Here is a 13951-nt window from a genome sequence, read left to right as displayed (position 1 = left end):
GGAAACCGGGGAAGCCGGTTTCCGGCACATAGATCTTTTTTGGTGTTTGGCCCTTCACCGTCGGTCAGTAGGGTCGGGAAAGTTTCTTAATAGCTTGTATTTAATGCTGTTATTGTTCGCTTCGATGACCTCTATAAGTGCGCCCTTGTATCCAATAGTCGAACTCTCCCCTAGGTCATACTCAACCTCGTTGTTAAACGCTGGCCGTGCCAGATTGCTTGAAAATTCACGATAACCGATGTTGATTTTATCTCCGACACGGCCGCTGTAAATCAGTGTTTGTTGGAAACTGTTGCTACTTTCTGAAACCACTTCTTGTCGTTCAAACTGGCCTGCATAACAGCTTTCAACGCCGAAGATAGTAACCACACAGATCTGCGAGTCCTGGTTGTGATCAACTGAAAGGGCGTTGAACGGATCTGCGAAAGGGTTCTTGGTCACGCCCGACGCCTCGTAAAAGTCTTGCGATGAGTCGAAACCGAGCTGGGCAAAAGTCTTTGCAGGAATGTTGTACATCGCACCGTCGATCGGTTGAAGTACTCGTAGAACTTCTATCTGAGAAATTACACCTTTCTCTACCATGTGGTCGCCGACATAGGCAGTAACCGTCTTGTCAATTGGGGGATAGTTGACCTTCTGCATTTCAGTCTTTGCGCCGTTGTATTGAACCGAGGTGCAACCTGACAAAAGAATTAGCGTTGTTAACGTAATTATCACTGCGCGCGTGGTTCTGAATAACATCTCTTCGCCTTTAGTTAAGAAAGTGAATGCACAGATAAATCAAGGTCCTAAAGGTTCGTCGACTTCTTTGCCCTCGGGAGCTCGCTCGGATTTCGGGATTTTTGGCGGCGGCGGCGTCCAAGCTTTCAAAAGTTGTCCCGCTTCTTGATAAAAGTGCGGAACTGCTTTTTCCAGTTCCTCAACAAACACTTTCCGTCCACTGAACTTCCCTGCGAGATCCACCTCGTAAACCACTTCCAGCGTCGTCGCAGCAGTGTTGGAGGTGTCCGATTCCAGCAACTCCGGCGAATCCCGCAAATCCTTCAAAGTCTGATAGGTCGTTTCTGCTTTTCCGGGCCTGGTGGCGCGAACGAAAAAACCGGCTGGTTCGGTCTTCTTTAGTTGCCGCAGGAGCCAATTCACTCTGGCTTTGGTGCTCTGCTTGTCTTTCGGCGCTGCAAGGCGCATTGAGCAATAAATCATTCGCCGCTGAAGGTCCGCCGTAACTTCCAGATCAGCCGCCGCGTTAATGATGTTAAGCGCACATTGCAGAGCCGGTGTTTTACAAAAGGCTTCTGCATCGTCTTTCAGGCGTTTCGCTGGGTCCAAGCGGTGGTCGTTTTTCAGCTTCAGTGAGACGTCGCTGCCAGTCAGGCGGGACATGATCAGGCACAGATCCCGTTGCTCCTGGTGCCACGCGGCTATTGTGTTTTGAACTTCGTCACTGGTTTTGGCGAGTGGTGCGTTGCTCTTCACCTTGTTGACGACATCTTTCCATTCGCTATTCATCTGGTCGAAATGGCTGATCCCGGAGCGGTCGCTTTCCAAGTAACGCAGTATCTCGCTTAGGATGAACACTTGGTCTTCATCTTCAACGCCATCGTTTTTAAGTAGCAACTGGCACTGTGTGCGGATAAATGCCCACGACCAATGATATAGGGCGACAGACTTGGTGGCGTTTTTCGGGAGTTTTACCGGGTGGTGGGTTGGTAGTGCAGCAAACTGGTTGGTGATGGTGATCACTGCATCCAGCTTGTGGGTTTTTGCTTGTTGCAGGTAACGCGATACCTGGTCTTCACCAATGGTGTCGTTATTAACTTTGGCTTCGATCAACGCTCGCCATTCACGCCGACCGGTACGTAGGATCAACAGCCCATCGGGTCGATCTTTTAGCTTTACGGCTTTCTTGTCCTCGTTCTGAAAAACCACCTCTGTCCAGGCTTCCAGGGTTGCGCTCGTTCCGACACGCACGTTCAGGGATTTTAAAAGAGACTGGCGCAGCTCAAGCACGGAGCGGAGTCCGGCGAGGATAACGGAGACGGATTTCTGTTCTCTTGCGCTGTCTGCGGCTATCGGAATAAGTCGGGCAGGTTCTCCGCCGGTGAGGAAGTCAGGACGGTTTTTCACAGCTAGCTCCATGCTTTTCTTAGATTTAGTTTCCTACCTAAGCCTAGCAGTGATTTTTGGTGCTGCCTGTTTCTTTGGTGATGAATTGTTAAACCCTGAAAAAGGTAAGGGACCTACCGTAGTAACTGGCTGATTTCCGCTGTACCTTGCCGAGCTCCGGAAAAGCATGCTTGAACAAGCTCTCTTGCTGAGCAACTTGATCATGTAGCCCCGTTGGACCGAGCCGAGTAAGGCGAGGGCGAATGTTTATAGTCTGTTCTTTCTGGGGAAACTTCAAAGGGTGACACGGTTGTCACCTAATAATGTATGAGGGTATACAAATGATAAGAATGAATTCACTTACGGTGGCGGCCGCTCTTGCGATTGCAGCGGTTCCAGTAGCGGCCCAGGATCTTAATGCGGGTCTTGGCAAAAGCAATTTTTCGTATAGCACGCTGGGTATTCAACTCGGTAAGGTAACACCAGATGAGGAAATCGTGTTCCTCAACGAGGTATACGAGGATTTTGGCGCAGCCGCACTGAATGGTTCTTTTCAGGTTGCTGGCAACTTTGCGATTGGCGCTGGCGCCAGTGCATTCGCGAATGAAGGTAATCGCACTGAAATCACTAGTTCTTCAGTCAACCTAGATCTCTACATTCCCGTCCCCCTAGGTGACCGCGTTGATTTGATTCCTCGCATCGGGTACGTCAGTTCAGAAATCGAGCTTTGTGCAGATGGTTTATGCGCTACTGAAGATGACAGCGCTATGTCGTATGGCTTGGCTGCCAGAATCTGGGCAGTACCTGGCGCCTTGGAGATCAGCGGAGGCTTCTCCGATACGAATGAGGAAGAGTCTGAGTCCGTTACCTCAATCGGAGCTGCGCTCTGGGCTGGTGAGCATCACAGGTTTGCTCTGAACTACGACGCCAGTGACAGCTTTGATGCTGTGTTATTGGGGTATAGCTACAACTGGTGATCTAGTTCTGATTTAGGATGTTTGTGAACCCCGGTTTTCCGGGGTTTTATGTTGGTTTTAGGGGAAGCCGAGTAAACCGGGACAGGAAAATCGGGAAAGATCTACTTTTCGGGGCTTTTAATATAGAAAACGTTTTTATCACGCACACTCATCTCGAAGAGTTCACTGGCTCGGATAAGATCGCTCAGCTTCTTGTACCCATAGTTCACCGGGGAGAAAGAGCTGTTATTGGAAATGTATTGGCCAACCTTGCCGAGATGGGCCCAACCATCATCATCAGCCGTCTGTTCCACCGCAGTTCGTAGGGTTCGCACCAATACGGTGTCGCCCCTCAGTTTGTTCCGTCCCCACTTGGTTTCCACGGTTGGTTTTGGCGTGCCCCCGTTGCTGACGCTATCGGGTTCCTCGGTTTCTTCGCGCAGGTTCTCTGTGTAGATGAATTGCGAACAGGCGTTAACGAACGGCATGGGGGTTTTGCGCTCGCCGAAGCCAAAGACGGGCAGCCCAGCTTCGAGAATTCGCATCACCAGAGGGGTAAAGTCGGAATCGCTAGTCATGAGGGCGAAGGCATCGACGTTCCCGCTGTAGAGCAGGTCCATGGCGTCAATGATCATTGAGGCATCGGTCGCGTTCTTGCCGGTGGTATAGGCAAACTGCTGAACCGGCCGGATAGCGTTGGCGTGGAGCTTTTCGATCCAGCCACCCAGTTGCGGACCGTTCCAGTTTCCGTGGGCATGGCGCACGTTCACAGCCCCGTATTTGGCGAGCTCCTGGAGTACCCCTTCGATGGATTGGTGACTGACGTTGTCACAGTCGATGAGAAGAGCGATTTTGTAGTTGCTGTTCATCGTGTTTGAGCTGTCCCTGTCTCGGATGGTGGTCCTGAATACTAGCAGTAAAGCCGGAACCGCGGAAAACCGTGCCAGATCTATGGTTGCGGTTATCTGGGTAAGCTGGCGCGCTTCTCCGGAGAAAATCCCTTTCCCCACTCAGCTTCATCGCCCGGCGCTGGCAAAAACCGCCCAAACTCGATCATTTGGATGGCGGGAATGTCCTGCAGATAGACCCAGACGTCCTCAGCCGTGATGCCCGCAACTCGAACTATCTCTTCAAGCATCTGGCTCATCAGGGCCTGTTTGATCTCAATGCTTCTGCCCTCCCGCACCAAGCCGTGCACAAACACCTGAGGCGCGGTGTTCGCTCTGCCACCCACAAAGTGGTCGCCCTTATTGGCCGCAGAAAACAGAACCTGGGCAAAGAACCGGGGAGCGCCGGTTTGGGCGCTGTGAGCCGCTGTGATGGCCTCGGCGATCTGCGATTTCTGCTGCGGCGACAGAGACAGATTCGCGACCGTGACGGTGTAAGTGGGCATGGGAAACTCCTGCCATGGGTTGTAGGTTTGCACTGGATCTCGCCACTATGTGAGTGAGGCGGGCTTGTTTCACTATAGCAACGCTTATCTGCCTGGCCACGCGCACGGGCCAGGTAGGTCGACTGAGAGACTGAACGAGGCGTAAACATGCAAATCGGGGTAATCGCAGACACCCACAGCAAAATGCGTCCCGAAGCCCTGGCGGCTTTGGAAGGCTCGGATCTGATCCTGCATGCCGGTGACGTGGGGCGGGATGAGGTTCTGGAAGCACTGGAGGCCATCGCTCCCCTGGTTGCTATCCGCGGCAATATCGATACATCAGGCCGTGCAGCGACGCTCCCTGATGTTCAGGATCTGGAATTTCTCGGCCATGCCTTTTACATGCTTCACGACGTGAAAACCCTCGAATTCGATCCGCAAGGCCGTTACCGAGTGGTGATCGCCGGCCATTCCCACAAACCCCGCAATGAATGGATTGGCGGCGTGCTTTACTTCAATCCCGGTGGCGCCGGGCCCCGGCGTTTTACGCTTCCGATCACGGTAGGGCGGCTGCAGGTGAATGAAGACGGTGTGGTTGGTGAGATTATTGAACTGCCGGTTTGATCCTGAAGCAATGAGCTATCCTGAGACTCTCGACCTTCAAGCATGCGAGCCAAACAATGATCGAAACGCCCCTGGAATTTCAGAGCGATGGCACAACCTGTCGCGGTGTTCTTTACACGCCGGATGCCGGCAGTAAAGGGTTACCGTGTGTCGTCATGGCCCATGGTTTTGGGCTGACTCATGCCAGTGGTCTGGCACCGTTTAAGGAGGCCTTCTGCAATGCGGGTTACGCGGTTTTTGCCTTTGACTACCGCCATTTCGGTGACAGTGATGGCCAGCCACGGCAGACGCTGAGCCCTTGGAAGGAAGTGGCGGATTGGCTGGCGGCACTGGATTTCGCGCGGCAGCTGGATCGTATCGATGGCGGCCGCATTTGCCTGTGGGGAACGTCGTTTTCTGGCGGGTTGGTGATTGCAGCCGCAGCAAAGGATGGCAATGTGCAATGCACCATCTCCCAGTGCCCGATGATGGATGGTCTGGCGTCTTTGCTTGGGGTAGTCGGTTATGCCGGCCTCATGCAGGCGCTGCGCTTGACCTGGCACGGAACGGTCGACTGGCTGCGTCGCGGGCTGGGAATGGCTCCCCGGTATATTGCATCGGCCGGCCGCCCGGGCGAGTTGGGCATGATGACGGCTGAGGACTGCCAGGAGGGGTATGTTCCCTTGCTGGCCGATAACGCGTCGAATTACGTCGCAGCGGGCGTGAGTTATGCCATTCCTCTTTTCCGGCCCATCCGGTTGGCCAGCAAAGTCGCCTGCCCGGCACTGGTGTTGATTTGCGACCACGATACCGTCGCCCCGGCGAGTGCTGCGGTTAAAGCGGCCGCGAGAATGCCGAAGGCGGAAGTGAAGCACTATCCGGTCGGTCATTTTGATGTCTATCGGGGCGAAGCTCTCGATCAGTCCATCGAGGATCAGTTGGATTTCCTGGCCCGGTTTTTACGGTGACAGCGAAAACCGGCGCAGAGCTATTTTGGATGGGGTTAAGGGCATAGAATTGGCGAATGGTATCGACTGGGTGTGGATATGCACTCAGATAACAACCGCAGCGACAGGCCCTCACTATGAATGTGGATAAAGCAAAAAAGCGTATCGCAAAGCAGGTCAAGAAGGGCTTTCACGGCTATCCGTTGGTTTCGCTGGAGTACTTTGGTAAAGCGAGCTCTGGCAAAACCCCCGATTCAGCCAGCGAAGTTGTGATTTCTTATACCGAGGAGGAGGGCGCGGAACCCCAGAAGCAAACGTTCGCAAGTGGCGGTGATGCCAGGGAAGACGAAATCATTCAATCTACACTTCTCAAAATCATTGAGCGGGCGGATGCAAAAACGGTTACTGAGATCGACGGTATTTCCACTGTCCGTGAAAGCTGAAGCTCGGGAAACCGGGTGACCGCTCAGAATCGGGACAGGCCCATTTGCTGAAAGCGTTCGACATAACCATGCACAGCAGCAGCCTGCGAGGCAGCGATTTCAAAATCACCCACGATGGCGAGGCCATTCCGCACGCGGACTTGTTTTCGTCGTTTCAGGATACCGATCGCCTTGGCATCATTGTCCCTCATCGGTTTGAGGGCATTGGTGCAATGACCCTCATCATGGCCTACGTTACCGCGTTCTATGACCGCTATCGCGAGCGGGGTCCAGAGTTTTATTCCTACCCGGATTTCTTTACGTTTCAGCGAGAGGCCCCCTGTGCCGACTATGGCATGTTCGACATCTGGCCAAACCACAAGAACGTCCACGTTCCACAAGGCGCGCAGCAGACCGCCGAGGCCATTACCGGGCGGGGCGTGAACGTTTTACTGGTTCCCGACAACGACGCGCGGGAGGTGGCGATCTCACCGGTTGAACGGGAAAGCGCCAGGCGCAATGTCCAGCACTGCTTTGCCTACTCGGAGTCCGGTACGGCGGCGTCGTCCGATCTTGTTATCGAGTGTCGGAGTGAGTTGCTCCGGGATTATGCATTGTCCGTTCTCGACTCCCTGCCTGCCGACGGATCGATGCGGGAACAGCGCAGACAATGGGAGGCACGATTGGCCGGCGACACGTTGCGCCAAACCTTTCGCAAGTTGGATCTTGATGATGCTTTGAGGAGGATCTGATTTGAACGATGGCCGACTTTGTGTCCACTGATGACTCAGGGCTGGGGTATTAGCAACGCCTGCACTTCGTCACCAAGAGCCAGCTCACCGCCTTCAACCACCCGCGTAGTAATGCCTCCATGCCCACGCATGGCGTTGTACCCACCCGGCCCGAGGGCCGTCTCCATCTTGCTGCAGGGGTGGCACAGGCCCGTGTATTCCAGCACCACACCACCGATCCGGAACCGTTTGCCTTTCAGGGCCAGCAGGTTCAGTCCAGACACCACAATGTTGCGCCGGAAAACCTCGGGTTCAATGGCTTCCCGCTGCAGACACGAGGCAATGGCATGCAGATGTTCTTTCTGGATCAGGGTCACTTGCCGTTTGCTGGTGTCGCGGCCCTTGAATCGATCTCCGTCCAGCCCTTTGCCCGGGCTGGCCGTTGCCCTCTGGAGCACCTGCATGGGCTCGCCGCGTGCAGGGCGGATGCCAATCCACTCAACGCGGCCGCATTGGGGAAGTGTGTCCAGCAGGGTTTGCATTGGGGTCGATTCGGGCATGGGCGTTATAAAACTCCTTGTGCGATGAGTTGGCGGCTCAGGACAAAACCTGGCCACCGTCCACCACCAGTGTCTGGCCGGTAATCCAGCGGGCCATATCGGAGGCCAGGAATAACGCCACGTCGGCGACTTCCTCCGGCGTGCCCAGGCGCCCGAAAGGAATCCCCTCGCGAATACGCTGGTAGAGCTCTGGATTGTTCTGCCGGGCTTGATCCCACACGCCGCCCGGAAACTCGATCGAGCCCGGGGCAATGCCATTAACCCGCACTTTATGCGGGGCCATGGCCACCGCCAGGCTGCCGGTGTAGTGAGCGACCGCGGCCTTGATGGCTGCGTAGGGGGCGGTGCGTGTCGAGGCGTGCAGGGCGGCAATGGAGGCAATGTTGATGATCGTGCCCCCGGTTTCCTTGAGTGCCGGAAGGCAGATGTGGCCGGCGCGAACCGTGCCCATCAGATCCACTTCAACACTGCTCAACCAGCCTTCTTCGTTGTCTTCCCGCCCGAATGCCGATGCGCAATTGACCAGCACGTCCAGGCCGCCCAGCTCGCCCATGGCGTTCTGCAGATAAGTTTCCAGCTCGGCCTTGTCGCCGATGTCGCAGGGGGCCACATGCAGTGCCAGCCCCTCGCTTGCCACTTCTTCTGCCAGAGCGTCCAGGGACGCCTGCCCGCGGGCGCACACAGAGACGCTGGCCCCGGCCCGGACAAACCCCAACGCGATTGCCCGGCCAATACCCTTGCTGCCGCCAGCGACGATGACGCGCCGGCCGAGGAAATCAAACATCACTGAATGCTCCTTTTTCCCATAAGGTTTGGTCTCGCCCTCGGGCATCGCGAAGTGTTTTGTCTAGGTTCTCTTTTTGAATTTCACTTTGCAATTGCCGTTCATGCGCTGTGGAAACCGGGACAGATTTATTTTTTTATCGCCCTCACGCAACGGCGGAACAGCTCGGCCGAAAAGTACCGGTGTTCGCCGGGCTGCTCTGCCACGAAGAGCTGGCCACCGGAACTGTAGATTCCGCCCTCGATCATCAGGTTGTCGCTCATTTCAAAGTCTTCAATGGTATGGCCCAGTTCGTCCAGGTCGGTGGCGCCTGCTCGTTCCCGGTAATATCGGCTTTCGAGGGTAAACCCGAAGGCGGGTTTACCCTGTCCGATCACATACCCCACCTCAAAGACGGTGCCCGGGTCCGCGCTGATACCGCGGAAGGGGGTCAGGTTGGCGATGATGGCCTCGCAGCTGTCCATCAGTTCCCGGTTGGCCCGGTAGATCCGATGCCCGCGCCTGAATTTCGCCTCGTTGGCGGACAGTGCCAGTTCAGTATCCAGCGGGTCTACGCCCTCCAGTCCGTTTTCCTGTAGCAGGCGTTTTTTCTCGGCCACGATGGCCTGATGTTCAGCTGCAGGGAAGAAAACTTCCGGGCCGGCGAGGTAGATTCGTTTTGGCTTCGTCATGGGTGCCTCATAGAGCTGATCAAACTGCAGGATAGCATCCAGTATTTTCCAGGTAGCAGAAATGGTGCAGCGTGGTCATACTCGCCAGCCTGCTTTCACGTTCCTTTGTGACCGTTCGGATGAGTGAAAATCGGGACAGACGTATTTTGTGCACGCTGGTGTTTTGCCTTGGGCTGTGTTTTTCGAAAAATATGTATCAAACAAGAGCTATCAAACAATCATGACGAGAAAGACATTAGGTTTAACCGGAACACGAAAAAAAGACCCTAAACCAGTGGCTACGGAAACCGAAGCTAAGGTTGAGGTTGAAAGTGAGGCTGATCCACAAAAACGTTTTTTAAATGCTGTGGCTATCAATCCCGCGCCGGGGATTCGGCTGGAGTTGGGTTCCGAACAGCTCACGGTGCGCGCGATGGATTTGATCACGCCAATTGGCATGGGGCAGCGAGGTTTGATCGTTGCGCCGCCGGGGTCTGGAAAATCGACGGTTTTAAAACACATTTGCCAGGCGGTGGGAAAGGCGTATCCCGAGATTAAACTGTACGCGTTATTGATAGATGAGCGACCCGAAGAGGTCACTGATTTCAGGCGTACCGTCCCGGCTGAGGTACACGCTTCTTCTTCGGATGAAAGCTATGCTCATCACGTTCGCGTTGCCGATGAACTTCTTGATATCGCCCGCGAACAAGCGGGCGAGGGTCACAACGTTATGATTGTGATTGACTCTCTCACGAGGCTTTCGCGTGTGCATAATGCGGAGCGAAAGAGCAGCGGTCGTACTATGTCTGGCGGGGTGGATGCTCGAGCGATGGAGATCCCGCGGAGGTTGTTTGGCGCTGCACGAAATATCGAGAATGGCGGCTCGCTGACCATTTTGGCAACCGTTCTGGTTGATACCGGTAGCCGCATGGACCAGGTTATCTTTGAGGAATTCAAGGGCACGGGGAACATGGAGCTGGTGTTATCGAGAGACGTTGCGAATCAGAGAATCTTTCCCGCGCTGGATATTTCGAAAAGCAGTACACGCCGTGAAGAGCTGCTGTTGGATCCAAAAGATTTAGACAAAATAAGAGCATTGCGCCGGGCGCTTGGCGGTCTCAAACCGCTAGAGGGCACAAAAAAGTTGGTTGAGCTGCTTGAGAAGTATCCCACAAACGCCGAGCTTCTGAAAAACATCCCCCATTCTTTTGATTAGGCGTAAGCGTATCGTTCAAGACAGGGCGTTTTTGAGGAGTAGGTATGTTTCACATTCACGTCGAGCGGGTGCTTGAAAAGGATATTGATACGGTTTTTGAGGCCATGGAATCGGCTTTTCCTTTCGGGCTCTCGAGCCGAAGATGAACCCGGAGATGCCAACGATGCAGTCCTCGGCGCCAATGTCGCAGAGGTTTTCTGTGGTTTCTTCAGCCACAGTTTTAGAGAGGTGCTTTCCGACCCATTTTGGGTATAATTGTACCTTAATTGGGTATTTCGGGGTTTGTATGGGAAATCAACAGCTTTCGAAGCAAATGGGAATGGCGGAAGCGCTTTTCCCCGCGACCCGGCAAAAGGTTTTAAAGCTTTTTTTCTTGAGGCCCGATGCCGAATTTGCTCTACGTGAGGTAATTGATGCGGTTGGCGCAGGGTCTGGTGCAGTGCAACGAGAGGTAGCGCGGCTGGTCGATTGCGGACTCGTTTTTCAAGATCATCGAGGTCGGCAAAAGCGCTACAGAGTAAATAGAGAATCCCCGATTTACTTTGAGCTCGCCTCTCTGGTGACGAAATTGCTCGGCCCAGAATCTCAGATCGATTCTGCGTTGCAACCTCTGTACCCTGAGATTGATATCGCGTTGCTTTACGGCTCGGTGGCGAAGGGTGTTGATCACGCGGGAAGCGATGTTGATCTCTTGCTAGTATCCGACACTGTGAGTCTGGAAGATATTTTCGAGACCCTTGATCCGGCAGAACGTTCGCTCGCTCGGACCATTAATCCTACGGTGTATACTCGAAGCGACTTCAGAAGCCGTATTGTAAAACAGCAATCTTTCCTTACCAGGGTCCTGGATGGGCCTTACATCCTACTTAAAGGGAATTTGGATGAATTCGGAATCTCTCGACAATCTGGTCAAGATTAATAAGCTGCATCGGGAGCCTCCCGATGGAGAAGAAATCAAAGGATTGATACGCTCTGGGACCGTTCGTTTGAACGATGCACGTTTTGAATCGCTTAGCATCGAAAGCCGTTTTGATCTCTCGTATAACGCTGCACATGCGCTGTCACTCGCCGCTTTACGGCATTGCGGTTATCGGTCGGACAATCGCTATCTCGTCTTTCAATGTTTACAACACACCCTGGGGTTGTCGGCGGCGAAATGGCGGGTGCTTGATCAAGCCCATAAAAAGAGAAATCTGGCGGAATATGAAGGGGAGATCGACCTGAGCCCTGCGTTGGTTCAGAGTGTTCTTAAAATTGCAGAAGAGATCGAGGAGGCCGTGCTCAGGCTAACGGGCGATTGAAAAACGTATCGTCAAACTCTTGCATCGAATCCAGGGCTCCTCACCTCATTGAGCCAATGAAATCCAGTCGAAGCATTCGAAGCCCAAATTGGGTACAAAAATACCCGATTTGGGTATTTTGATAAGCGGTCAGCAAAGCGGGGCGGTCAGCGCATCGCGGAAAACACGCTGCACCTGTTCGAGCTGTGTTGTCACTGGCCCGGCGCACTGGTCGCCCAGCAGTTGGGCTTTGATTTGTCGAAGTCTTTGCAGCCGCTTATCTGCTAGTCGCCACTGGTTTCACGATCCACTCAGGCAGTTCGCTTGATCAACTGAGCACAAACTCTCGTAGCTCTACAGGGAGAACGATAACGGGAGCAAGAAAATGAGCTTCACTTTTTCCATCACTAAGAAACGCACTGTTCTGACGTTGATGCTTTTACTCATCACGCTGACCACGCACGGAGCCGACATGAACAGCCTGAGCGACTACCAGTGGAAAAACCGACTCATTCTGGTGCAAGCCGCAGATGCGGATGGCGGCGAAATTGAAACGCTCAGGAGTGCCCGGGCCGCAGTCGATGACCGTGATATCGTCTGGTTCGTAAACACCGGCGCAAACCTGGTTTCAAATCAGGATGAGGTTTCGAGCAGTCTAGAGAACGAGATCAAGGCTCTGCTTGACCAGTTCCGTTCGGATGAGAGGGTTCTGTTGATCGGCAAGGACGGCGGTATGAAAAGCCGAGAGCCCAGTCTCGATCTTGACGCTATTTTCCGCCGTATCGACCGCATGCCAATGCGCATGCGAGAGATGCGCTCTGATTGAAGCACCCGACTCGATCTCCGTGTTCAAGGGCTATACTGAAGGGGCCTTACATCGACTGAGATCGACGTTCCACTCCATGTCACGTGACTGCGTTGGGATGAGGGTTTCTGGCAGGCTTTGAAGTTGGGTAGATTGAATGACTAAAGGAAGGGAAGCAAACTAGCCAGATGAAACCGCTCCTTCTGATCGTTGCTTACCTTGTCGCTGTTACCCTGCCGTTGCTCCTGTCCGCATGGGTAGGAGGTCCACCACGCCAGTTTCACCAGGAACTGGCCTCCGGCCTTGGCATTCTTGCCTTCTCGATGATCCTCGCGGAATTCATACTGTCCGGGCGTTTTCGGGCCATTTCCAATGGCGTCGGCATGGATGTGACCATGCGGTTTCACCAGGTTATGGCTCGCACAGCCCTGGCTTTTGCTCTGTTGCACCCGTTTCTTTACCAGGGGACGCCGACAGGAGGGCAGCGCCCATGGGACCCCACGCGCCAGTTGACGCTCACAACGGATTTTTCTGATCTGGCGACAGGCATTGTCGCCTGGCTGTTGCTTACCGGCCTTGTTGTGATGGCCATCGGCCGCACCCAGCTGGGCTACCGATACGAGACATGGCGCCTGTTACACGGAATTGGCGCGCTGCTGATCGCGGTACTTCTGTTGCACCATACCGTGTATGCCGGGCGTTACGGGTCGCAGCCGGTGATGACCTGGGTGTGGCTGGTCATGACGGGGGTGGCGGTTGGGTCATTGCTGATGGTTTACCTGGTGGTCCCCTGGCTGCAGAAGGCTCGCCCCTGGCGCGTGACGTCCGTCGTTCGGTTGACGCCCAAGCAATGGGAAGTGACCGTGACCCCCAACGGTCACCGTGGTCTGGATTACAAGGCCGGGCAATTCGCCTGGCTGAACTTGGGGCGTAGCCCGTTCTCGATGAGCGAAAACCCGTTCTCCATTTCCGCAGCACCGGCGGCCGGGCCGGAGGTCTCCTTCATGATCAAGGAGCTTGGCGACTTCACCCGAACCATTGGCGAGATAAAACCTGACACCGTCGCCTATCTGGATGGCCCCTATGGCAACCTTACGGTCGAGGAACGCGAAGAACCCGGGGTCGCGCTCATCGCCGGTGGCGTTGGCCTCGCGCCGCTGCTGGGCATACTCCGGCAAATGCGCCTGACCAGCGATTCGCGCAAGGTGAAGGTGGTTTATGGCAACCGGATCGCCGAGCAGATCGCCTATCAGGACGAGTTGGGTGATGAGGGTGTGGTCTATGTGCTGTCAGAGCCGCCAGAAGACTGGCAGGGAGAGACCGGCTTCATTGATGCAGCGCTGATGGACCGTGTCTTTTCAGAGCAGGAGTTCCGTGGCTGGGTCTTCGTAATGTGCGGGCCGGCGGCCATGATGGACGTTGCTGAGGATCACCTGATCCAGCGGGGCACACCCGCTCACCAGATTCTCTCGGAGCGGTTCAGCTATGACTAATCCAATCCAGCGGCTGACTCAGCGGC

General features: G+C 54.6%; 18 protein-coding genes. 11 read left to right on the top strand and 7 right to left on the bottom strand.

Features of this window, described 5'->3' with window-relative positions; translation table 11 throughout:
- Window positions 1-54: 54 nt before the first annotated feature.
- Window positions 55-741 (bottom strand): hypothetical protein, encoded by a 687-nt coding sequence (locus EDB94_RS06075; protein ID WP_108017769.1) that lies wholly within the window; start codon window positions 739-741, stop codon window positions 55-57.
- A 39-nt stretch (window positions 742-780) separates the two neighbouring features.
- Complete coding sequence (locus EDB94_RS06070; RefSeq protein WP_260312519.1) at window positions 781-2127, bottom strand: hypothetical protein; 1347 nt, start codon at window positions 2125-2127, stop codon at window positions 781-783.
- Window positions 2128-2447: 320 nt separating this feature from the next.
- On the opposite strand from EDB94_RS06070, the gene EDB94_RS06065 reads away from it, so the two are divergent.
- Entirely contained in the window at window positions 2448-3083 is a 636-nt protein-coding gene (locus EDB94_RS06065) for an outer membrane beta-barrel protein (protein ID WP_146162194.1), read from the top strand.
- A 101-nt stretch (window positions 3084-3184) separates the two neighbouring features.
- On the opposite strand, the gene EDB94_RS06060 is transcribed toward EDB94_RS06065, so the two are convergent.
- Window positions 3185-3931 (bottom strand): NYN domain-containing protein, encoded by a 747-nt coding sequence (locus EDB94_RS06060; protein ID WP_108017767.1) that lies wholly within the window; start codon window positions 3929-3931, stop codon window positions 3185-3187.
- 92 nt (window positions 3932-4023) lie between these two features.
- Window positions 4024-4455, bottom strand: a complete 432-nt coding sequence (locus EDB94_RS06055; RefSeq protein ID WP_108017766.1) for a tautomerase family protein — start codon at window positions 4453-4455, stop codon at window positions 4024-4026.
- 147 nt (window positions 4456-4602) lie between these two features.
- Here EDB94_RS06055 and EDB94_RS06050 point away from each other — a divergent pair, with 147 nt between their 5' ends.
- The 4 genes from EDB94_RS06050 to EDB94_RS06035 all read left to right on the top strand — a co-directional run bounded on the left by EDB94_RS06050 (window position 4603) and on the right by EDB94_RS06035 (window position 7158).
- Window positions 4603-5058: a metallophosphoesterase family protein gene (locus tag EDB94_RS06050; protein WP_108017765.1), complete on the top strand. Its 456-nt coding sequence runs from the start codon at window positions 4603-4605 to the stop codon at window positions 5056-5058.
- Window positions 5059-5114: 56 nt separating this feature from the next.
- Window positions 5115-6005 (top strand): alpha/beta hydrolase, encoded by an 891-nt coding sequence (locus tag EDB94_RS06045; protein WP_108017764.1) that lies wholly within the window; start codon window positions 5115-5117, stop codon window positions 6003-6005.
- Between the two features lie 116 nt (window positions 6006-6121).
- The gene (locus tag EDB94_RS06040) at window positions 6122-6427 is read left to right on the top strand and encodes a hypothetical protein (protein WP_108017763.1); all 306 of its coding nucleotides are present in this window, start codon (window positions 6122-6124) and stop codon (window positions 6425-6427) included.
- Window positions 6428-6471: 44 nt separating this feature from the next.
- Complete coding sequence (locus EDB94_RS06035; protein ID WP_108017762.1) at window positions 6472-7158, top strand: hypothetical protein; 687 nt, start codon at window positions 6472-6474, stop codon at window positions 7156-7158.
- Between the two features lie 35 nt (window positions 7159-7193).
- Here EDB94_RS06035 and EDB94_RS06030 read toward each other — a convergent pair whose 3' ends face one another.
- The 3 genes from EDB94_RS06030 to EDB94_RS06020 form a co-directional block, all read right to left on the bottom strand.
- A complete protein-coding gene (locus EDB94_RS06030) occupies window positions 7194-7697 on the bottom strand; it encodes an MOSC domain-containing protein (protein WP_108017761.1) in 504 nt (167 codons plus the stop codon).
- Between the two features lie 37 nt (window positions 7698-7734).
- Complete coding sequence (locus EDB94_RS06025; protein WP_260312518.1) at window positions 7735-8481, bottom strand: SDR family NAD(P)-dependent oxidoreductase; 747 nt, start codon at window positions 8479-8481, stop codon at window positions 7735-7737.
- A gap of 128 nt (window positions 8482-8609) precedes the next feature.
- Entirely contained in the window at window positions 8610-9152 is a 543-nt protein-coding gene (locus tag EDB94_RS06020) for a nucleoside 2-deoxyribosyltransferase (RefSeq protein WP_108017760.1), read from the bottom strand.
- Between the two features lie 148 nt (window positions 9153-9300).
- Here EDB94_RS06020 and rho point away from each other — a divergent pair, with 148 nt between their 5' ends.
- From rho to EDB94_RS05985, 6 genes are all read left to right on the top strand, one after another.
- The gene (gene rho / locus EDB94_RS06015; RefSeq protein ID WP_260312517.1) at window positions 9301-10347 is read left to right on the top strand and encodes a transcription termination factor Rho; all 1047 of its coding nucleotides are present in this window, start codon (window positions 9301-9303) and stop codon (window positions 10345-10347) included.
- A 286-nt stretch (window positions 10348-10633) separates the two neighbouring features.
- Window positions 10634-11266 carry a nucleotidyltransferase domain-containing protein gene (locus EDB94_RS06005; protein ID WP_260312516.1) on the top strand — a complete coding sequence of 211 codons (633 nt, stop codon included), beginning with the start codon at window positions 10634-10636 and terminating at the stop codon, window positions 11264-11266.
- Window positions 11229-11648 (top strand): hypothetical protein, encoded by a 420-nt coding sequence (locus EDB94_RS06000; protein ID WP_108017758.1) that lies wholly within the window; start codon window positions 11229-11231, stop codon window positions 11646-11648. Before EDB94_RS06005 ends, EDB94_RS06000 begins: the two co-directional genes overlap by 38 nt.
- Before the next feature lie 87 nt (window positions 11649-11735).
- A complete protein-coding gene (locus EDB94_RS05995) occupies window positions 11736-11915 on the top strand; it encodes a DUF1294 domain-containing protein (protein WP_108017944.1) in 180 nt (59 codons plus the stop codon).
- A gap of 97 nt (window positions 11916-12012) precedes the next feature.
- A complete protein-coding gene (locus tag EDB94_RS05990) occupies window positions 12013-12453 on the top strand; it encodes a DUF4174 domain-containing protein (RefSeq protein ID WP_108017757.1) in 441 nt (146 codons plus the stop codon).
- A gap of 167 nt (window positions 12454-12620) precedes the next feature.
- Window positions 12621-13925, top strand: a complete 1305-nt coding sequence (locus EDB94_RS05985) for a ferric reductase-like transmembrane domain-containing protein (protein ID WP_108017756.1) — start codon at window positions 12621-12623, stop codon at window positions 13923-13925.
- The last annotated feature ends 26 nt before the right edge of the window (window positions 13926-13951 follow it).

The sequence above is a fragment of the Marinobacter sp. 3-2 genome (assembly GCF_003751355.1).
In the GTDB taxonomy this organism is placed as follows: domain Bacteria; phylum Pseudomonadota; class Gammaproteobacteria; order Pseudomonadales; family Oleiphilaceae; genus Marinobacter; species Marinobacter adhaerens.
Note: the sequence above shows the minus strand (reverse complement) of the source record. Positions and strands in the feature narration are given on the sequence as shown.